General features: G+C 73.7%; 19 protein-coding genes. 13 read left to right on the top strand and 6 right to left on the bottom strand.

Annotated elements, in window-relative coordinates; all coding sequences use genetic code 11:
• Nucleotides 1-10 precede the first annotated feature (10 nt).
• Entirely contained in the window at nucleotides 11-760 is a 750-nt protein-coding gene (locus AC3IYJ_RS08945; RefSeq protein ID WP_489400785.1) for a GntR family transcriptional regulator, read from the top strand.
• 82 nt (nucleotides 761-842) lie between these two features.
• Here AC3IYJ_RS08945 and AC3IYJ_RS08950 read toward each other — a convergent pair whose 3' ends face one another.
• Complete coding sequence (locus AC3IYJ_RS08950; protein WP_330295618.1) at nucleotides 843-1,004, bottom strand: hypothetical protein; 162 nt, start codon at nucleotides 1,002-1,004, stop codon at nucleotides 843-845.
• 156 nt (nucleotides 1,005-1,160) lie between these two features.
• Here AC3IYJ_RS08950 and AC3IYJ_RS08955 point away from each other — a divergent pair, with 156 nt between their 5' ends.
• Nucleotides 1,161-2,297: a type ISP restriction/modification enzyme gene (locus tag AC3IYJ_RS08955; protein ID WP_489402747.1), complete on the top strand. Its 1,137-nt coding sequence runs from the start codon at nucleotides 1,161-1,163 to the stop codon at nucleotides 2,295-2,297.
• A 143-nt stretch (nucleotides 2,298-2,440) separates the two neighbouring features.
• Nucleotides 2,441-3,652: a CaiB/BaiF CoA transferase family protein gene (locus AC3IYJ_RS08960; RefSeq protein WP_489400786.1), complete on the top strand. Its 1,212-nt coding sequence runs from the start codon at nucleotides 2,441-2,443 to the stop codon at nucleotides 3,650-3,652.
• 102 nt (nucleotides 3,653-3,754) lie between these two features.
• Here the strand turns inward: AC3IYJ_RS08960 and AC3IYJ_RS08965 are convergent, their stop codons facing one another.
• Nucleotides 3,755-4,024, bottom strand: coding sequence for a hypothetical protein (locus AC3IYJ_RS08965; protein WP_266876723.1), 270 nt, complete (start codon nucleotides 4,022-4,024; stop codon nucleotides 3,755-3,757).
• 258 nt (nucleotides 4,025-4,282) lie between these two features.
• On the opposite strand from AC3IYJ_RS08965, the gene AC3IYJ_RS08970 reads away from it, so the two are divergent.
• Nucleotides 4,283-6,040, top strand: a complete 1,758-nt coding sequence (locus AC3IYJ_RS08970; protein WP_489400787.1) for a serine/threonine-protein kinase — start codon at nucleotides 4,283-4,285, stop codon at nucleotides 6,038-6,040.
• An 11-nt stretch (nucleotides 6,041-6,051) separates the two neighbouring features.
• Here AC3IYJ_RS08970 and AC3IYJ_RS08975 read toward each other — a convergent pair whose 3' ends face one another.
• Nucleotides 6,052-6,852 carry an SGNH/GDSL hydrolase family protein gene (locus AC3IYJ_RS08975; protein WP_489402748.1) on the bottom strand — a complete coding sequence of 267 codons (801 nt, stop codon included), beginning with the start codon at nucleotides 6,850-6,852 and terminating at the stop codon, nucleotides 6,052-6,054.
• A gap of 209 nt (nucleotides 6,853-7,061) precedes the next feature.
• Between AC3IYJ_RS08975 and AC3IYJ_RS08980 the strand changes: the two genes are divergently transcribed.
• Nucleotides 7,062-8,162, top strand: a complete 1,101-nt coding sequence (locus AC3IYJ_RS08980; RefSeq protein WP_489400788.1) for a DUF5925 domain-containing protein — start codon at nucleotides 7,062-7,064, stop codon at nucleotides 8,160-8,162.
• A gap of 210 nt (nucleotides 8,163-8,372) precedes the next feature.
• The gene (locus AC3IYJ_RS08985; RefSeq protein ID WP_489400789.1) at nucleotides 8,373-8,915 is read left to right on the top strand and encodes a heme-binding beta-barrel domain-containing protein; all 543 of its coding nucleotides are present in this window, start codon (nucleotides 8,373-8,375) and stop codon (nucleotides 8,913-8,915) included.
• 6 nt (nucleotides 8,916-8,921) lie between these two features.
• On the opposite strand, the gene AC3IYJ_RS08990 is transcribed toward AC3IYJ_RS08985, so the two are convergent.
• Nucleotides 8,922-9,314 (bottom strand): GntR family transcriptional regulator, encoded by a 393-nt coding sequence (locus AC3IYJ_RS08990; RefSeq protein ID WP_489400790.1) that lies wholly within the window; start codon nucleotides 9,312-9,314, stop codon nucleotides 8,922-8,924.
• Between the two features lie 83 nt (nucleotides 9,315-9,397).
• On the opposite strand from AC3IYJ_RS08990, the gene AC3IYJ_RS08995 reads away from it, so the two are divergent.
• The 3 genes from AC3IYJ_RS08995 (at nucleotide 9,398) to AC3IYJ_RS09005 (ending at nucleotide 12,195) form a co-directional block, all read left to right on the top strand.
• A complete protein-coding gene (locus AC3IYJ_RS08995; protein ID WP_489400791.1) occupies nucleotides 9,398-10,342 on the top strand; it encodes a GNAT family N-acetyltransferase in 945 nt (314 codons plus the stop codon).
• Nucleotides 10,339-10,833 carry a ribonuclease FAU-1 family protein gene (locus AC3IYJ_RS09000; protein WP_489400792.1) on the top strand — a complete coding sequence of 165 codons (495 nt, stop codon included), beginning with the start codon at nucleotides 10,339-10,341 and terminating at the stop codon, nucleotides 10,831-10,833. The genes AC3IYJ_RS08995 and AC3IYJ_RS09000 overlap by 4 nt, the downstream gene beginning before the upstream one ends.
• Before the next feature lie 240 nt (nucleotides 10,834-11,073).
• Entirely contained in the window at nucleotides 11,074-12,195 is a 1,122-nt protein-coding gene (locus AC3IYJ_RS09005) for a lytic polysaccharide monooxygenase auxiliary activity family 9 protein (RefSeq protein WP_489400793.1), read from the top strand.
• A gap of 112 nt (nucleotides 12,196-12,307) precedes the next feature.
• Here AC3IYJ_RS09005 and AC3IYJ_RS09010 read toward each other — a convergent pair whose 3' ends face one another.
• Nucleotides 12,308-13,168, bottom strand: coding sequence for an esterase/lipase family protein (locus AC3IYJ_RS09010; RefSeq protein WP_489400794.1), 861 nt, complete (start codon nucleotides 13,166-13,168; stop codon nucleotides 12,308-12,310).
• Between the two features lie 244 nt (nucleotides 13,169-13,412).
• On the opposite strand from AC3IYJ_RS09010, the gene AC3IYJ_RS09015 reads away from it, so the two are divergent.
• The 4 genes from AC3IYJ_RS09015 to AC3IYJ_RS09030 all read left to right on the top strand — a co-directional run bounded on the left by AC3IYJ_RS09015 (nucleotide 13,413) and on the right by AC3IYJ_RS09030 (nucleotide 16,998).
• Complete coding sequence (locus tag AC3IYJ_RS09015; protein ID WP_489400795.1) at nucleotides 13,413-14,531, top strand: ABC-2 transporter permease; 1,119 nt, start codon at nucleotides 13,413-13,415, stop codon at nucleotides 14,529-14,531.
• Entirely contained in the window at nucleotides 14,528-15,190 is a 663-nt protein-coding gene (locus AC3IYJ_RS09020) for an acetate uptake transporter (RefSeq protein WP_489400796.1), read from the top strand. Before AC3IYJ_RS09015 ends, AC3IYJ_RS09020 begins: the two co-directional genes overlap by 4 nt.
• 4 nt (nucleotides 15,191-15,194) lie before the next feature.
• The gene (locus tag AC3IYJ_RS09025) at nucleotides 15,195-16,379 is read left to right on the top strand and encodes an AAA family ATPase (RefSeq protein ID WP_489400797.1); all 1,185 of its coding nucleotides are present in this window, start codon (nucleotides 15,195-15,197) and stop codon (nucleotides 16,377-16,379) included.
• A 70-nt stretch (nucleotides 16,380-16,449) separates the two neighbouring features.
• Nucleotides 16,450-16,998 (top strand): hypothetical protein, encoded by a 549-nt coding sequence (locus AC3IYJ_RS09030; RefSeq protein WP_489400798.1) that lies wholly within the window; start codon nucleotides 16,450-16,452, stop codon nucleotides 16,996-16,998.
• On the opposite strand, the gene AC3IYJ_RS09035 is transcribed toward AC3IYJ_RS09030, so the two are convergent.
• Entirely contained in the window at nucleotides 16,973-17,617 is a 645-nt protein-coding gene (locus AC3IYJ_RS09035; RefSeq protein WP_489400799.1) for a phosphatase PAP2 family protein, read from the bottom strand. The genes AC3IYJ_RS09030 and AC3IYJ_RS09035 overlap by 26 nt on opposite strands.
• Nucleotides 17,618-18,123 lie beyond the last annotated feature (506 nt).

Raw genomic sequence — 18,123 nt, forward strand, 5'->3', positions numbered from 1 at the left:
AGAACCACCCGTGACCGCCTTCGCCCCCGACTCGCTGGTACTGAACCGGAAGCTGCCGCTCTGGTACCAGGTCTCCCAGTCGCTGCGCGCCTCGATACTCGGGCGCACCGCGGACGCCTCGCTGCGCCTGCCCACCGAGGAGCAGCTCGCCGAGCACTACGGGGTGAGCGTGCTGACCATGCGGCAGGCGCTCAAGGAGCTGGAGACCGAGGGGCTCATCAGCCGCCACCGGCGGCGCGGGACCTTCATCGAGCCGGGGGCGATGCGGGGCGCCCCGGTCCGCCTGCTGGGGTCGGTGGACGCGATCGTGGCGCAGCAGTCGGGCGACCGTACGACGATTCTCGGCCATGCCCGGACTCCGGTGTCCGGGGAGCTGCTGGAGCACTTCCCGGACACGCCGGAGGTCGTCACGTACCGCAGGCTGCGCCACGACAGCGAGAGCGGCGAGCCGACCAACTGGGCGGAGAACGCGGTCCGTCCGGAGCTGGCGGAGGCGATCGACCTTGCGGACCTGGAGCGTTGGCCGATGACGAAGGTGCTGCGCGACATCGCCAAGGTCGAGATCAGCCGGATCACCGACACCGTCGAGGCGCGGCTCGCGGACCCGGTCACCGCCGAGCTGCTCCAAGTTCCCCTGCTGAGCCCGATCCTGCACTACACGGGCGTCACCTACGACAAGGGCGGCCGGGTGGTCGACGTGGCGCGCATCCGCTACCGCGGCGACCGCTTCTCCTTCACCGTGACGGTCGACGCCCACTGACCGGCGGTCGGCGCCCACTGACCGGCGGCCGGCGCCCACCGACCCGCGGCCGGCGCCGACCGCCCCGGGGCAGCCGCCCCGGCTACTTCTCCTCGCCCTCCGTGCCCCGCTCGCCCTCCGCCTGCGAAGGCGTGGTCCGCATCGTCTGGGCGTGGCGCTGCTTCTTCTGCTGTTCGTCCATGTCCTCGTCGAGCCGCTCCCCCTCCGCCTGCGACGGGGTCGAGTACTCGTCGTACTGGCTCATGACCGCCTCCCGGGTCTCCCGGAGTGCCTCGGATTCCCTACACAAGGAGCCTAACTCTCCGGCCTGGGCGCGGCCCGGCCGCGGAGCGGCGTCGCTACCATCGGCCGGGTGAGCGCTGACGCACCACTTCCACAGGTCCCGCTGCTGGACGATCTGATGCCCTGGGCCGTGGGTTCCCTGCGCCTGGGCCGGGCCTGGGTCGCGGCCCCCGATCCGGCGACCCTGCGGGCCCGCTGGGCCGCCCTGGCGGGCGCCGCCGGGCCCGAGCGGGAGCGGTTGTTCCGCCCGAGCCGGGCCCGGACCCCGGCCGCCGGGGCCGCCGCGCTGCCGGGCCAGCGCGCGGGCTCGACCGCCCGTTTCACCGATGCGCCCGGCCCCTGCCCGGAGCCCGTACGGATCCTGCGCGAGCCCTTCGACGAGCAGTGGCTGCTGCCCGACCAGCGGCTGATCGACCTGGCCCGCCCGGAGCTGTGGCGGGTCCTGGACGAGCACCAGCTGTTCGTCATGGAGCCCCCGCGGACCGCCGGGCCGCCGCTGGTCACCGCGCACCTCCCGGCCGGGCGGCTCGGCCGGATCCGGCCGCTGCACCGCCGGCCGGGCGGCGCCGAGCCCAATCTCGCCCCCGGCCTGCTGCCGCTGCTCGGCGAGCGCTACGGCACCTGGGTCACCCCCGAGGACGTGCTCTGCTGGATCCTCGCCGCGGGCCGTCCGGGGCCCCGGGGGTACGAGGTCCCGCTCACCGCCGATCCCGCGTGCTGGCGGGCCGGGCTGGAGCTGGGGCACCGGCTGCTCTCCGTCCAGCTGCGCGGGGCCCGCGGCGGCGAGCCGCCCCGGCTGCCCGGGGGACGCAGGCCCTACGTCCGCTCCGTGCTGCCTGCGTGGCCGCGCGAGCTCTCGTACGACCCGGAGACCGAGACCCTGGACATCGGCGGCGGGACGCTCTCGCCCGTCCCGGCCGGGGCCTGGGAGTACGAGGTCCAGGGCGTCCGGGTCCTGGAGTCCTGGTTCGCCGCCCGGCTCGCCCACCGGGATCCGGAGGCCGACGGCCTGGACGCGCTGGGCCCGGCGCAGTGGCCGCAGGGCTGGACCTCGGAGCTGCTGGCCCTGGTGACCACCCTGGCGCTGCTGGCCGATCTGGCTCCGCAGCGGGCCGCGTTCGAGACCGGACCGGCGCTGGAGGCGGCCGGGCTGCGCGCGGCCGGGATCCTGCCGCCGCCGCACTGGACCCGGCGCCCCGCTTCGGTTCTTGATCACCAGGAAGAGGGTCCGGGCGGACAGTTCGCGCTGCTCTGAAGGCCCGGTGCGGGTGCCGGGGCCGCCCCACGGCACCCACGGAGGCACCGGCACCGGACCTACGCGAACAAATCCCGCATCGGGCGGGATATCCGCACACCGCGTGGTGACAGGTACGGGTCCGAACCGGTAGGGAGGGGTCCATGACTCCCGACCCCTGCGCCGCCGACCCGCTCCCCCTCGACGGCATCACCGTCGTCTCCGTCGAGCAGGCGATCTCGGCCCCCTTCGCCACCCGCCAGCTCGCCGACCTGGGCGCGCGGGTCATCAAGGTCGAGCGGCCCGACGGCGGTGATTTCGCGCGCGGCTACGACACCGCCGCACACGGCCTCGCCTCGCACTTCGTGTGGGCCAACCGGGGCAAGGAGTCGCTCGCGCTCGACCTGAAGGATCCGCGCGGCCGCGAGGTGCTGCACGGGCTGCTGGACGGCGCCGACGTGTTCGTGCAGAACCTCGCCCAGGGCGCGGCCGCCCGGCTCGGGCTGGACTCGGCGGCGCTGTGCGCGCGTTACCCGCGGCTGGTCGCCGTGGACGTCTCGGGATACGGACCCGAAGGCCCGTACGCCCACAAGCGCGCCTACGACATGCTCGTCCAGTGCGAGGCGGGGCTGGTCTCGGTGACCGGCACCCCGGAGCGGCCCGTCAAGGCCGGCATCCCGGCGGCGGACATCGCGGCCGCCATGTACGCCTTCTCGGGGGTGCTCGCGGCCCTGCTGCGGCGCGGGACCACCGGGCGCGGGGGGCGGGTGGAGGTGTCGATGCTGGACGCGCTCGCCGAGTGGATGGGGCATCCGCTGCACCACACGATGCACGGCGGCCGGCAGCCGGTGCGGACGGGCCTCGCGCACGCCGTGATCGCACCCTACGACGCCTACCCGACGGCGGACGGGGACCGGGTGCTGCTGTCGGTGCAGAACGACCGGGAGTGGCGGCGGCTCGCGGAACACGTGCTGGAGCAGCCCGAGTTGGGTGAGGATCCGGGATACGCGACGAACGCGGCCCGGACCGCGAACCGGGAGAAGACCGACGCGCTGGTGGCCGAGGCACTGGCCCGGCTCGGCGCGGACGAGGCGATCGTCCGGCTGGAGGCGGCGGGCATCGCCTGCGCACGGCTGAACTCGGTGGCGCAGCTGGCCGCGCACCCCCAGCTGGCGGCCCGGGACCGCTGGCGGGAGGTGGGCTCGCCTGCGGGCCCGCTGCGCGCCCTGCTGCCGCCGATCGGGCTGCCCGGCGGCGCGGCACCGCACATGGGTGCGGTGCCCGCGCTCGGCGAACACACTGAATCCCTGCTGCGCGCCCTGGGGATGACGGGCGAACAGATCACGGCATTGCGCCGGGACGGCGTGGTTCGCTGACTGGGCAGGGTCGATCGGACTGCTGATCAGGCCGGGGACGGAGCGGTGTCGCCGCCGGGACGGGCACGCCGGCGGCGCGGACGGTGCGGACCATACGGACGGTTACGAACGGCGGCTGCCGAAGAGCGTGCGACGCAGCCGCCTCAGCGGCGCGAAGAGCGAAACGCGCGCGCTACGGCTCCGCAGCCGGTGCGTGTGGTCGCGCGAGGTGAGCTCGCGCATGAGCAGCGTCGCCTCGGCAGCCTCCCGGTGCGGGACGGCGGGACCGCCCAGCACGGCAAGGTGGCGGTCGAGGCGCGAGCTGGTCGCACCGCTTCCGCAAGTGATGGCAGGCACGCGAGGCGGCCTGCTGCGCATTGCTATCTGTTCCATGTCTCTCCCCACCCGTACGAGGGCACCCGGCCCACCGGGCAGGGTAACCCTACCGCCCCTACGTCGCGCGCGGGTATCCCGGTGGTGTGAATTGCCCCTGCGGTGACCGGGAGTTGACGACTACTCAGCGGAGTCGACTGTCACTCTCCGCACAGAGTGCCGACTCCTGCCGCGACAGGGGCCGCACCGCGCCCACTGCGCTAACTTGGAGTGATCGTCCGGTAACGCATCTGTGGACGCGCGTGAATGAGGCTTGCGGTGACTGAGTCCGCGTCGAACGAGGGCGGGAGCAACGGGAGCGGGAACGTCGGGGGTGCGGGCGACGGCGACGTGGGCGCCGAGCGCGTCATCGCCGGCCGGTACCGCCTGCTGGGCCCGCTCGGGCGCGGCGGCATGGGGATGGTGTGGCGGGCCCGGGACGAGGTGTTGGGCCGCGAAGTCGCCGTCAAGGAGGTGCGGGCGCCGGCCGGAATGGACCCCGCCGAGGTGAGCCGGATGTACCGGCGCCTGGAACGGGAGGCCTGGGCCGCGGCCCGCGTCTCGCACCGCGGGGTCGTCACGGTCTACGACGTGGCCACCGAGGACGGCCGGCCCTGGATCGTGATGGAGATCGTACGGGGCCTCTCGCTCGCGGAGGTGCTGGAGGCGGACGGGCCGCTCACCCCGCAGCGGACCGCGCACATCGGCGAACAGGTGCTGGCCGCGCTGCGCTCCGCGCACGAGGCCGGGGTGCTGCACCGGGACGTGAAGCCGGGCAACGTGCTGATCGCCAACGACGGCCGGGTGGTGCTCGGGGACTTCGGGATCGCGAGCCTGGAGGGATCCAGCGCCATCACCATGACGGGCGAGGTGGTCGGGTCCCCCGAATTCCTGGCGCCGGAGCGGGCGTTGGGGCGGGAGCCCGGTCCGGAGTCGGATCTGTGGTCGCTCGGGGTGATGCTGTACACCGCCGTCGAGGGGGTCTCGCCGTTCCGCAGGGACTCCCCGCTGGCCACGCTGCGGGCCGTGGCGGACGAGGAGTTCCCGCCGCCGCGGGTGGCCGGGGCGCTGACGCCCGTACTGGAGGGGCTCCTGGTCAAGGATCCCGCCGGGCGGCTGCCCGCGGCGGAGGCGGCCCGGATGCTGCGGATCATCGGCGCGGGCGGGACCGTCCTACGGGCCTCCGGCGGGCCGGTGTCGGGTCCGGCCGCGGGACCGGTGCCGGGCCGGACGGGACCGGACTTCCCCACCTCCGTCGCACAGCACCGGTACGGCCCCCACACCCCGCCGATGCCGGCGCCGATGCCGGGGCCGATGCCCGCGCCGATGCCCGGGAGCTCGGGCCGGCCGCCGACCCGGCAGGGGCGGGCCGGCCTGGTCCTGACCGGCGGGATCGTGCTGATGCTGGTGGCGCTGGCCATGCTGGGCTGGCTGCTGCTGAAGGACCGCCGGGACATTGGTGGCGACTCGGGCGGAGCGACAGGGGCGCCGACCGCCACGCAGAGCGGTTCGCCATCCCCGACCCCCTCTCCGAGCCCTTCGCCGAGCGCGACGCCGAGCCCCTCCGCCTCCGGGTCCGCCTCGGCCGGTCCCGCGCCGAACTTCACCCTCTCCGCCGTCCAGGCGGTCCGGGACACCTACCGCGGCACCTGCCCGCCGCCCGCCACCGGTGCACCCTCCTTCACCGCCACCGTCTCGGTGGACCGCACCCCGGCGGTGCTGGAGTACCGCTGGGCCACGCGGAGCGGGGAGACCACCGGTCCCGGCTGGCAGTCCGTCACCTTCCCGGCGGGCGGCCCGGCGAGCATGCGCCTGGACCACACGGAGCTGACGCACCAGGAGGGCACGGCCTACCGGGACGCCGCGCGGCTGGAGATCCGGACCCCGGGGGCGACCGCTCCGGGGGCGGCGTCCGCCTGGCTGGAGTTCTCGGTGACGTGCGAGGAGGAGACCCCGACCAGCGGGACCTCCTCCCCTGGAACCTCCGGGCCGAGCAGCCCCCCGTCACCGAATCCGGGTCCGACGCTCAGCCCGTGACGCCCGGCCCGTCAGGCGGCGCCGGCGAAGACGGGCAGGTAGCCGCTGGACTGTCCGGCGGCCGTGGGGTGGTACGACTCGCCGATGTTCAGCCAGTTGAGGCTGTGCAGCCACTCGTTGCCGGAGCAGATCTCGTGGCCGGTGAAGGCTCCGGCGACCGAGGCGAAGGTGAAGCCGTGGTTCGCGGCGCGCTTGGCGATGGCGGCGTTGAGGTAGTCGGACGCGCCGTTGATGGCCGAGCGCTCGCCCTCGGTCAGTCCGGACACGCAGTTGCCGTTGAGCTTGTAGAACCGGGGATAGCCGAGGACGACCACGTGGGCGCCCGGGGATCGGCTGTGGATGGCGTTGTAGACCTGGTCGAGCTGGCCGGGGAGGGTGGAGTCGACGTAGGCCTTGGCCTGGTTGACCCGGCTGACGCAGGTGGACTCCGACTGGAGCACACAGGTCGTCATGACGTCGGAGAATCCGGCGTCGTTGCCGCCGATGGTGATGCTGACCAGGTCGGTGCCGGAGTTCAGCGGTCCGAGCTGGTTGTTCAGCACGTCACCGGTACGGGCACCCGAGCATGCGGTGAAGGAGAAGGTCTGCGGGGAGTGGGCGGCGGCCCAGAGCGCGGGGTAGGCGCGGGTGGTGCGCTTGCAGTCGCCGCTCGAACTGTCGTAGTTGCCGGCGCCGACGCCGGAGGAGTACGAGTCGCCGAGGGCGACGTAGCCGAAGTCGGCGGCGGCGGAGGCCTGTCCCGCCCCGAACAGGGCGGCGCCCGCGGCGAGTAAGAGGGCGGAGGCCAGGGCGGCGAAGCGCGGCATCTTCATGCTCATGTATGCGGCTCCTTGTGGGGGGGTTGCTCCTGAGTCCGTGGTACAACGAGCCGAGGTATTTTTGGGAGTGTCCATGCCAAGAATATTTGGGGCAGACATACGGCCCGAATCTTCACCCGCATGGCGTTTGAAGAGGGAACTCCGCCACTCGATCCGGCGAAACACGGGTGCACGGGGGCAGTTCGTGCCGGATCATGGTCGCCATGCCAGCCAACCCTCAAGACGCGCTGCCGATCCGGCTCAACGTCGATGACAGCGACTCCCCGTCGGACGTCGTCGACGCGCTGTTCCTCGGCCGTTTCGCGTCCGGCGAGCAGCCCTACTCGCACAGCGTGTCGATCGAGCGGGTGAAGGCGGGCGCGACCCTGTTGCCGCCCGAAGCCACCGTGCTGCGCTCCGCGCGCGACTCCGACCGCAGCGCCACGCTCGCCGAGGGCGAGGGGTGGACCATGCTCGTCTCCCGCTGGAGCCGGGGCGCCGACGTCACGGTGACCGCGGTCACCGAGGAGCTCGCCGCCGGGGTGCTCGAAGAGGCCACGGCAGGGGCGCAGGACGAGCCCGAACCGCAGCCGGAGAACGTCACGATGGGGTTCTGGTACGTCTCCCCGCGCCGCGGCCCCTACCGCACGACCCGGCAGATCGCGGCCGGCACGTGGCCGGAGGTGCGGCCCAACTACACCGCCCCGGTGGCCTCGGCGATGGACCGGCTGATGAAGGTCACCCCGGACGACATCGCGGGCCGGCTGCTCCTGCTGCACGGTCCGCCGGGCACGGGCAAGACCTCTGCCCTGCGCACCCTGGCGCGCTCCTGGCGGGACTGGTGCCAGGTGGACTGCGTACTGGACCCGGAGCGGCTGTTCAACGACGTCGGCTACCTGATGGACATCGCGATCGGCGAGGACGAGGGCACGGCGAAGGGCCGCTGGCGGCTGCTGCTCCTGGAGGACTGCGACGAGCTGATCCGCGGCGAGGCCCGGCACACCGCCGGGCAGGCGCTGTCGAGGCTGCTCAACCTGACGGACGGTCTGCTCGGCCAGGGCCGCAACGTACTGGTGGGCGTGACCACCAACGAGGACCTGGAGCGCCTCCACCCGGCGGTGGTCCGGCCGGGCCGCTGCCTGGCCCGGATCGAGGTCGGCCGCCTGACGCACCGCGAGGCGGTGGACTGGCTCGGCACCGACGAGGGCGTCTCCCGTGAGGGCGCGACGCTGGCGGAGCTCTACGCGCTGCGCCGCGGGACGACGGGCCCCTCGGCCCTGCTCCCGGCCCAGGGCCACGACTCCGAGGCGGGGCTCTACCTGTAGCTCCGGCCACCGGGGCGGCCCTCGGGGACCAGGGGCCTGTTGCGCGAGGCGCGCGGCGAGGCCACCGGTGCCCGCGGCGCGGGGCGCGCGCCGGTCCGGGGTGTGCGGCGACGACAATGGGGCCGCGGACACAGGTCGTCCCTCGGCCCGAGACCCCCGTCGACCGACCGCCTCCCCTTCCGGGGGACCCACGAACAGGAGAACTCAACCGTGCTCGAACCGGCGCAGGACAACCCCTTCCCCGACAGCCACGTCCTCGGCGAGGGCCCGGAGCCGCACCCGCAGCTCCAGCCGGTGCTGGGCCTCATCGGACGCTGGCACGGCCGGGGCAGCGGCGAGTACCCGACCCTGGAGCACGGCTTCCGGTACGAGCAGGAGATCACCTTCAGCCACGACGGCCGGCCCTTCCTGTGCTACGAGTCGCGCGCGTGGCTGATCGACGCGTCCGGGACGGCCCTGCGCCCCGCGGGCCGGGAGACCGGCTGGTGGCGGATCCTGCCGGACGCCTCGATCGAGGTCACCCTCGCGCACCCGACGGGAATCGTGGAGACGTACGTCGGCCGGGTGTCCGGCACGGAGATCGAGATGGCCACCGACACCGTGGGACTGACCCCCCGGGCCAAGGAAGTGACCGGCATGAGGCGCCGGTACACGCTCCAGGACGGCGGGCTGACGATCGTGCAGGAGATGGCCGCGGTGGGACAGCCCATGCAGCACCACCTCCAGGCGCAACTGCGGCCGCGCAAGGACTGACCGGGGTCAGGCCCCGTACCGCGCGCGCAGCGCGTCCAGCGCCGTCGCCGTCGCCTCTTCGAAGGTCAGCCCCAGCCGCCGCGCCCGCTCCGCATAGGCCTGCGCGGCGGTGGCCGCCTCCCGGGCCGCCCCGTCGCCCGCCGCCGCGACGAAGGTGCCGTTGCGGCCGCGGGTCTCGACGACCCCGTCCGACTCCAGCGCCCGGTAGGCCTTCGCCACCGTGTTCGCCGCCAGTCCCAGGTCCTCCGCGAGGCCGCGTACCGTCGGCAGCTTGAACCCGGCCGGCAGCAGGCCCGCCCGCGCCCCCTCCGCGATCTGGGCGCGCAGCTGCTCGTACGGGGCGGCCGCGCCGGCGGCGCCGTCGATGCGGATCTTCAGGTGCGGAGAAGTCGAGGTCACACGGCCGATTGTCCCCCATCGACCCGGTCGCCGGCCCCGAAATTCGCGGGCGCGCACCCCTCGGCCGCCGTACGGTCACCAGCATGTCCACAACCATCCGTGACCTGCGCCCGGAGGACCCGGCCGACGCCGAGTCCGTCGTGCGGGTGCGCCGCGCGGCCCTGCCCTTCATGATCAGTACGGCCCGCGGGGTGGCCTTCGAGCTGGCCTGCGCCCACCCCGCCAAGCGCTACCGCCTCCTCGTCGCCGAGTCCCCCGACGGGCAGGTCGTCGGCACCGCACAGGTCGGCATCGTCCACGACAGCCCCGAGCCCGGCCAGGGCTTCGTCAACGCCTACGTGGACCCCGCACAGCGCGGGCTCGGCGCCGGGAGCGCCCTGCTGCGCGCCGCGGAGGAGCACCTCGCCGCCGAGGGCGCGAAGGACTCGTACGCCTGGGTGCTCGACGAGCCGCCCCATCGCGCCTTCGCCGGGCGCCGCGGGTACCACCCCTCCCGCTCCGCGCACTTCCTGCGCCTGGACCTGGCCTCGGCGGCCCTGCCCGCGCTGCCCCGGAACCTGCCGGCCGGGGTCGAACTGCGCCCCGGCTCGGCCTTCGCCGCCGATCCGCGCCCGCTCTTCGAGGCCGACGCGGCGGCTTCCCTCGACGAACCGGGTGACGTGGCGGTCGAGTTCGACGACTACGAGGACTGGCTGCGGCACACCTGGAACAACCCCTGCCTGGACCGGGAGCTCACCACCGTCGTCCTGGTGGACGGTACGGTCGCCGCCTTCACCGCCGCCCACACCGACGGGGCCACCCGCTACTCCTCGGCCATGACCGGCACCCTGCGGGGCTTCCGCGGCCTGGGCATGGCCAAGCTCGCGAAGAACGCCTCGCTGCTGCGGGCCCGCGAGGCCGGCTACACGCAGGCCTTCACGGGCAACGACACCGGCAACGGCCCGATGCTCGCCGTCAACACCTGGTTCGGGTACGAGGTCTGCGCGACCGAGACCCGCTTCACGAAACGATTGGATCCCCTCCGATGAGCGACCGGCCGACCGACCTGCTGACCGTCACCCTCACCAAGGCGGGCCGCACCAAGATCAGCTACCCGGCCGAGCCGGTGGCCGACACCGGCACGCGGATCACCGTACGGGCCCCCTGGGCGGCCGAGGGCGTACGGGACTTCGGGTTCGTGCGCTTCGAGCCGGGCGACGTGTTCACCGAGCACTTCTGGCGCGACCGCTGGTACGCGGTCAAGGAGGTCCGCACCGCCGCGGGCGTCCTCAAGGGCTGGTACTGCGACGTGACCCGCCCGGCGGTGGTGACGGGCGACGCGATCCTGGTCGAGGACCTGGACCTCGACCTGTGGGTGTCGGCGGACGGCGGCGAGGTACTGCGCCTGGACGAGGACGAGTTCGCCGGGAGCGGCCTGGCCGCCACCGACCCCGAGGCGGCCGCCGAGGCCGTCCGGGCCCTCGACGCCCTGGACGCCCAGGCCCGCTCCACGGCCGGAATCGCCGGGCTCCTGGCCTGATCCGTTCCCGGTGCACGGGTTTTCTGTCGGCCCGCTTAGCGGCTCCTTAAGCGGACCCTAAGGATCGGCTCCCGGGGGCCGAAGGCCGCCGAACGGTCTGTGCGGGCGGTTAGTTTGGCTGAGCCAGGGAGGGCCGGAGGCGGCGCCGGACACCCGTGAGGGGCGGCGCCGCACAGCCTCGGACCACTGGCACATCCACGACTCGCGCCGCCCCCTGCCGTGCCCCAGAGGAGATCCACCATGTCCGCACGCCGTACCGCCGCCCGCATCGCCGCCGTCGGCCTCGCTCCGCTCGCGGTGGCCGCGTACGCCGCCGCGCCCGCGGCCGCCCACGGTTCGATGACGGACCCGGTCAGCCGGGTGGCGGCGTGCTACGCGGAGGGCCCCGAGGCCCCGAAGTCGGCGGCCTGCAAGGCGGCGGTCGCGGCGAGCGGGGCCCAGGCGTTCTACGACTGGAACGCGGTGAACATCGCCAACGCGGCCGGCAAGAGCAAGTCCCTGATCCCGGACGGGCAGCTGTGCTCGGCGGGCAACGACAAGTACAAGGGCCTGGACCTGGCGCGCGCCGACTGGCCCGCGAGCCCGATGGCTTCGGGCGCCCACACCTTCCGCTACAAGGGGACCGCCCCGCACAAGGGCTCCTTCGAGCTGTACGTGACGAAGGACGGCTACGACCCGACGAAGCCGCTGAAGTGGTCCGACCTGGAGCCTGCGCCGTTCGTGAAGGTCTCCGACCCCGGGATGCAGAGCGGCGACTACGTGTTCTCCGGCACCGTCCCGAACAAGACCGGCCGGCACCTGATCTACAGCATCTGGCAGCGCTCGGACAGCCCGGAGGCCTTCTACTCCTGCTCGGACGTGGTCTTCGGCAAGGACAGCGGCGGGAGCGGCGCCGGTACGGGCTCCACCGGGGGTACGGGCTCCACGGGTGGCAGCGGCTCCACCGCCGGCACCGGCTCCACCGGCGGTACGGGCGGTTCCACCGGCGGCAAGCCCGGCTCGAAGCCCGGTTCCAAGCCCTCGAACCAGCCCTCCGCCCCCGGCGGCAAGCCCGGCACCGGGGTTCCCGGCACCGACGAGGACTGCCCGCTGGCCAAGGCCCCGACCGACCAGCAGATCGCCGACGGCACGAGCAAGTCCACGGTGGAGCACAACGGGCACGGGGACAACGACCCGAAGACCAACTCCAACGGCTCCCCGTCGCCGATCCCCTCGCAGAGCGAGGTCAACCTCGCCGAGACGGGCGCCGACAGCTCCACCCCGGCGATCGCGATCGCCGGGGCAGGCGCCTTGGCAGTCGGCGCGGCCGTGCTGTTCGGGCTGGCCCGCCGCCGTGCGACGCCGGGCCGCCACGGCCGCTAGGCCGGAAGGCCACCGGCCGTGGTCACCGGCCGTGGTCACCGGCCGTGGTCACCGGCCGTGGTCACCGGCCGTAGCCGCCGGACCCGGTCGCCGGACGGGCCGCCCGTCGCCGTCAGTCGAAGACCGACGCGCAGGTGGTCCGTTCGGCGTGCGCCGGGTCGAGGGCGTTGGCCGCCTCGTGCCAGGCGATCCGGTCGGTGAGGGCGATGGCCACGTGCTCCGACAGGTCCAGCACGCACAGGTCCTGGAGCAGCACGTTGCGGACGTTCGGCCCGTCGAGGAACTGGCTCCGGTACGGGGTGACCACCTCGTCGTAGCGGGTGGCGATCACCGTGTACTTGACTCCGGGGACGGTGTCCCCGCCGGCGTTCAGCTTCTTCTGGAACGCGGATCCGGCGATCTGGTCGGCGAGCCCGGGGGTGGCGGTGCTGATCAGGTTCTCGGCGCCGGGGAAGTACGGGAGGAGCTGGGTGAGCCCGTCCAGAGTGGTGCCGTGGTTGTCGGGGGCGATCCCGACGAGGGCGTTGACCTTGGCGGCTCCGCCCAGGAACTTCAGGTAGTAGTTCGGCATCATGCCGCCCTGGGAGTGGCCGACGATGTCGGTCCTGACCGCTCCGGTGGAGGCGAGCACCTTGTCCACGAAGGTGTCGAGCTGTCCGGCGGACTTGTCGATGGGGCCGAGCCCGTTGAACAGGGGCACTCCGGGCAGTTGCCCGTAGTCCAGGGAGTAAACGCAGTAGCCCCGGTGGACGAGGTACGGGGCGAAGCCGAGCCAGTTGTCGACGGAGTTCCCGAAGGTTCCGTGGACCAGGACGACGGGGCGCGGGTGGGCGGCGGACGGTTTGCACGACCAGTTGTTCCAGCCGCTGCTCGGCGCCGAGGCGGCCTGGGCCGCGCCGGTGGGGGCGACGAGAGCGGCGGTGGTCAGGGTGAGGACGGCCAGCGGGCGGAGCAGGCGTCTCCAGGGCAGCATCGTGTGATCTCCTTGCGTTTCAAGGGGAGTAACGAGGGGATGGCGCGGGAATTACGTGGGGGTTCATCCCGTGATCCGGATCACAAGGGGTGCTGCAGCCGTTAAATTACGGGCGAGTAGCAAGACTGGGAAGTTACGCGTCGGTAAAAGATGAGCCGGGTCCCGCGCCGACCCCCCGGACGGGCGTCATCCGTTCGGACCACCCCTGCTGCGCGCCGCCGCCGGTACGCCGAGCGTGTGAGACATGACCCAGCCCACCAACGCAGATCCGGGGCCGTCCGGCGGGTTCCTCGCCGAGATCAAGGACGCGGTGACCGTCCGGGCCGCCCTGCTGGTCCTCGGCGTTCTCGCGCTCCAGCTCGCCTTCATCACCTCCTACGTCGGGGCCTTCCACCACCCCAGACCCAGCGAGATCCCGATCGCCGTGTCGGCGCCCGTGGCACCGGTCGCGGAGCAGTCCGCGAAGCAGCTGGCCGCCCTGCCCGGCAAACCGCTCGACCCGCGCGCCGTCAAGGACGAGGCGACGGCGGTCGAGCAGATCAAGGACCGGGAGGTGGACGGCGCGCTGATCATCGACCCGACGGGCAAGACCGACAAGCTGCTGGTCGCGAGCGGGGCCGGGGCCTCTCTGCCGCAGGCGCTCGAAGAGGTGATCGGCCGCGTCGAGGTGGCCCAGGGCCGTGCCTTCAGGACCGTCGACGTGGCTCCGGCCGCGGCCGGTGACGGGCGCGGTCTGAGCTCCTTCTACCTGGTCGTCGGCTGGTGCGTGGGCGGCTACCTGTGCGCCGCGATCCTGGCGATCAGCGCCGGCGCCCGGCCCGCGAACGCCGCCCGCGCCGTCATCCGGCTCGGCGCGCTGTTCGTGTACGCCCTCGCGGCCGGCCTGCTCGGCGCGGTCATCGCCGGACCGGTCCTGGGCGCCCTGCCCGGCAGTATCCCGGCCCTGTGGGGGCTCGGCACCCTCGTGGTCTTCGCGGTCGGAGCGATCACGCTGGCCTTCCAGGGGCTGGCGGGAGTGGTGGGCATCGGCCTGGCGATCCTGCTGGTGGTCGTGTTCGGCAACCCGAGCGCGGGCGGCGCCTACCCCTACCCGCTGCTGCCGCCGTTCTGGAAGGCCATCGGGCCGTGGCTGCCGCCGGGGGCGGGCACCTACGCCGCGCGCTCGATCGCGTACTTCAAGGGCAACGACATCACCGGGCCGCTGCTGGTGCTGAGCGGCTGGGCGGTTCTCGGTTCGGCCGTCACCATGGTCTGCGCGGTGTCCCGCAGGGGCAAGGCCGGGCCGGCCGTGGGCAGCGGGCTCCCCGACGGGCCCGATGACATGGACGTCACCGGCCCGACCGCGAACGTCGGCGGCCGATGAACAACCCGATCCTGCGCAACCGGCAGGGCCCGGCCGAACAGGCCGTCTCCGTCAAGCGGATGGAGCCGAGCGCGCAGGCACAGCTGGGCGCGCTCGGCCTCACCGGCTTCATCGTCGTCACGACCATCGCCACCGGGATCGACGCGGGCGTCTTCCCCGAGAAGCTGGGCCACTCGGTGCTCCCGCTGGTCGGCTTCTTCATCGGCGGGCTCGCCCAGCTGCTGGCCGGGCTCTTCCAGGCGCAGCGCGGCGACACCTGGCACGCGACCGTGTTCGGCGGCTTCGGACTGTTCTGGATGGCGAAGGCCTGCCTGCTCCAGTGGGTGCTGCCCGCCACCGATCCGGCCCTGCGCGGGGACGTCAGCGGGTTGTTCACGCTGCCGTGGGTGTTCGTGGTGTTCGTGCTGTGGATCGGCAGCTGGCGGATCCACCTGGTGCTGCTGTCCACGTTCACCTGCGTGCTGGTGGTCTTCGTCGCAATGACGGTCAGCGGGTTCACCGGGTCGGTCGTCTGGAACCGGATCACCGGCTGGAGCGGGCTGCTGGCCGCGCTCGGGGCCACGTACCTGCTGGCCGGGCAGATCCTGGCGAGCACCTGGGGCCGCCAGGTGCTTCCGATGGGCCGCTTCCTGGCCCCCGAGGAGCACCCGGAGACATGACCGCGTGATCACGACACTCGCGGTCGAGAACTACCGGTCGCTGCGCAGGCTGGTCGTCGAACTCGGCCGCCTCACCGTGGTGACGGGCGCCAACGGCACGGGCAAGTCCAGCCTCTACCGCTCGCTGCGGCTGCTCGCCGACTCCGCGCGGGGCGGCGCGATCGCCGCGCTGGCCCGGGAGGGCGGGCTGCCCTCCACGCTGTGGGCCGGGCCGGAGAAGACGGGACGGGCGGTGCGGGAGGGGCGGTACGCCGTCCAGCCGACGGTCCGCTCCGAACCGGTGGGCCTGCGGCTCGGCTTCTCCGGGGACGAGTTCGGGTACGCCGTGGACTTCGGCCACCCGGTGCCGGTGCGCGGCTCCCTCTTCGCCCTGGACCCCGAGATCAAGCGGGAGTGCACCTGGAGCGGGCCGGTCCTGCGTCCGGCCGCGCTCCTCTCGGACCGGGCGGGGCCCGCCGTGCGGACCCGGACGGCCGACGGGGGCTGGCACCGCACGCAGGGCGCCCTGCGCCCGTACGACTCCATGCTCAGCGAGCTCGCGGACCCCCAACTGGCACCCGACCTCCTGCACCTGCGCGAGCTGATCCGGTCCTGGCGGTTCTACGACCACGTGCGCACCGACTCCGACGCCCCGGCCCGCACCCCGCGCGTCGGGACCCGTACGCCCGTACTCGCCGCGGACGGCTCCGACCTGCCGGCCGCGCTCCAGACGATCCGGGAGACCGGTGACCACGAGGCCCTGGACACCGCCGTCGAGGCGGCCTTCCCGGGCAGCCGCGTGGCGATCGCGGAGCGGGACGGCCGCTTCGAGCTGGAGCTCCACCAACACGGGCTGCTGCGCCCGCTGGGCGCGGCGGAACTCTCCGACGGGACGCTGCGTTATCTGCTGTGGACGGCGGCCCTGCTGACCCCGCGCCCGCCCGCCCTGATGGTGCTCAACGAGCCGGAGACCAGCCTCCACCCGGATCTGCTGGGCCCGCTCTCGGACCTGATCCTGACGGTGGCCCGGGACACCCAGACGGTGGTGGTCACGCACGCCGCCCCGCTGGCCGACGCCCTGGCGGCGGGCACCCGCCGGCACCGGGTCGACCTGCGGACGATCACCCTGGTCAAGGACTTCGGCCAGACCGAGGTCGCGGGCCGCGAAGGCCCGCTGGACGAGCCCCTCTGGTACTGGCCGAAGCGCTGAACCGTCACCCTTGGGACTCCCGTCGGGCTGGCCGCGAGGCCGCGCAGGCGGTGTCGTACCCTCCGCTGTCATGAACATGGATCAATCCGGGCGGGCCGGGGCCGAGGCCCTGCACAGTGCCCGGTTCGAGTACGCACCGGCCGCCGCCGACTACGACGAGGCCCTGCGGCGGTACACCCTCGGGACCTGGCCGGGGCGCACCAAGACGCTCTGGCTCCCCGCCCTGCTCGCGGCCGCCGCGGGACTGCTGCGCGTCGTGCTGTGGGACCTCGGCTGGACCGGCGTCGTCGTCGTGGCCGTCACCGTCGTCATCGCCACGCTCGGCATCCGGCAGTGGGGCCGCAAGTTCCGGATGAACCGCCTCTACGAGAGCGACGCCGCCCTCGGCACCATCCGCACGACGCTCGCCGAGGACGGCCTGCGCACCACCACCGCCGACGGGAAGCCCGACCACGCCGACGAATGGCGCGGCTACCCCTGGTGGTTCGAGACCCCAGGGCTGTTCGTCCTCACCGGAAGCCTGGAGCACTTCCTCGTGCTGCCCAAGCGCGGAGCGGCCTCCCCCGCCGACGTCGACCGGACCCGCGCCCTGTTCACGGAGCACCTGCGGCGCATCTGAGCGCGGTCCCGCCGGGCGGGCGTCGCGGCTGGCCGAGAGGTGCGAGCAGTCGGTCGGCGCCGCGCAGGGCGTGCCGGCCGACGGCCTTGCCGAGGGTGACTCCCGCCTCGCCGGCGGAGCGGGTGTGGATGCCCGAGAAGATCCGGGCGTCGACGTTGTCGTGCGTCAGCTGCTCCCAGCTCGTGTACGTGCGCCGTACGCCGGGCGCCGTCGGGCTGGTCACGGAGAACGGGGCGGTACGGGGTCCCGCGAGGGCGGCGTGGAACAGCCCGATCAGCCCGGCCCGTTCGGCGGCCGAGCCGTGGGAGCGGGTCACCGCGACGCGCAGCGGCTCGGTGTACAGGGTCAGCGAGGAGCCGTACCAGAAGGTGGCGGTCTCGGTCTGGCGCGCGCTGCGGACGGTGGAGTCGGCGGCTCCGTACGCGCGCACCTCGGCCAGGTCGGCCCGGTACCGGCGGGAGTCCAGCGCGGGCGGCGGGCCGATCCGGTACTGGTCCGGGGAGTCGAGCAGGAACGGCCGGGCCACGCGGTTGCCGTACTGCGCGGCGGGGGCGTAGCCGTCGGGCGTCGGCTGCCATACGCCGGGCCCGGCGGGCTGCACGGTGAACGGCGCGTTCACGGAGGCGGGGTCGAGGCCGTCGCCCTCTCGGGAGGCGAGCGCGAGCTTCGCCTGCCGGGCCCCGGCGGCGACGCCCCGGTCCTCGGCGCGGCCGTCGGGGATCCTCCCGAGGGTGGCGGCGAGCGCGGAGTCGAGCTCGGCCCTGCGGGTGGGCGCGAGGGCGACGAGTGAGTCGTGGACGGCGGAGGCGACGGCGGCGTCCTGGAAGGCGGCCCGGTCGCGGCCGCCGGGGGCCTCCCGCCCGGCTCGGGCGGCGGCAAGTCAACTGATGGCCCAGGTACGGCTGTTGGTTACCTGGGTGGGCGCGCCGGCGGCGGCGACGGTCCGCGCGGTGGTGTCGTACCACTCGCGGACGACGGCCCCGCCGTCGGCGGGCGCGGCCTGGGCGGCGGACGGGAGGGCTAGGTCGTGTCTGACGGTTCTGCGTGGGGAAGGAGCGGCGTCCGGTGCGTGCTCTCGGCGTGCCGGCCGAATGCGCTCGTACTGGTTGTACGTGGTCTTTCGGC

The organism is Streptomyces sp. GL_140 (assembly GCF_057834465.1).

What these genes read in the sequence shown, in the direction of transcription:
- AC3IYJ_RS08950 (WP_330295618.1), bottom strand. Translation starts at nt 1,004, where the DNA reads ATGAGCCAGTACGACGAGTACTCGACCCCGTCGCAGGCGGAGGGGGAG.
- AC3IYJ_RS08955 (WP_489402747.1), top strand. Translation starts at nt 1,161, where the DNA reads ATGCCCTGGGCCGTGGGTTCCCTGCGCCTGGGCCGGGCCTGGGTCGCG.
- AC3IYJ_RS08960 (WP_489400786.1), top strand. Translation starts at nt 2,441, where the DNA reads ATGACTCCCGACCCCTGCGCCGCCGACCCGCTCCCCCTCGACGGCATC.
- AC3IYJ_RS08965 (WP_266876723.1), bottom strand. Translation starts at nt 4,024, where the DNA reads ATGGAACAGATAGCAATGCGCAGCAGGCCGCCTCGCGTGCCTGCCATC.
- AC3IYJ_RS08975 (WP_489402748.1), bottom strand. Translation starts at nt 6,852, where the DNA reads ATGAAGATGCCGCGCTTCGCCGCCCTGGCCTCCGCCCTCTTACTCGCC.
- AC3IYJ_RS08980 (WP_489400788.1), top strand. Translation starts at nt 7,062, where the DNA reads ATGCCAGCCAACCCTCAAGACGCGCTGCCGATCCGGCTCAACGTCGAT.
- AC3IYJ_RS08995 (WP_489400791.1), top strand. Translation starts at nt 9,398, where the DNA reads ATGTCCACAACCATCCGTGACCTGCGCCCGGAGGACCCGGCCGACGCC.
- AC3IYJ_RS09000 (WP_489400792.1), top strand. Translation starts at nt 10,339, where the DNA reads ATGAGCGACCGGCCGACCGACCTGCTGACCGTCACCCTCACCAAGGCG.
- AC3IYJ_RS09005 (WP_489400793.1), top strand. Translation starts at nt 11,074, where the DNA reads ATGTCCGCACGCCGTACCGCCGCCCGCATCGCCGCCGTCGGCCTCGCT.
- AC3IYJ_RS09010 (WP_489400794.1), bottom strand. Translation starts at nt 13,168, where the DNA reads ATGCTGCCCTGGAGACGCCTGCTCCGCCCGCTGGCCGTCCTCACCCTG.
- AC3IYJ_RS09015 (WP_489400795.1), top strand. Translation starts at nt 13,413, where the DNA reads ATGACCCAGCCCACCAACGCAGATCCGGGGCCGTCCGGCGGGTTCCTC.
- AC3IYJ_RS09020 (WP_489400796.1), top strand. Translation starts at nt 14,528, where the DNA reads ATGAACAACCCGATCCTGCGCAACCGGCAGGGCCCGGCCGAACAGGCC.
- AC3IYJ_RS09030 (WP_489400798.1), top strand. Translation starts at nt 16,450, where the DNA reads ATGAACATGGATCAATCCGGGCGGGCCGGGGCCGAGGCCCTGCACAGT.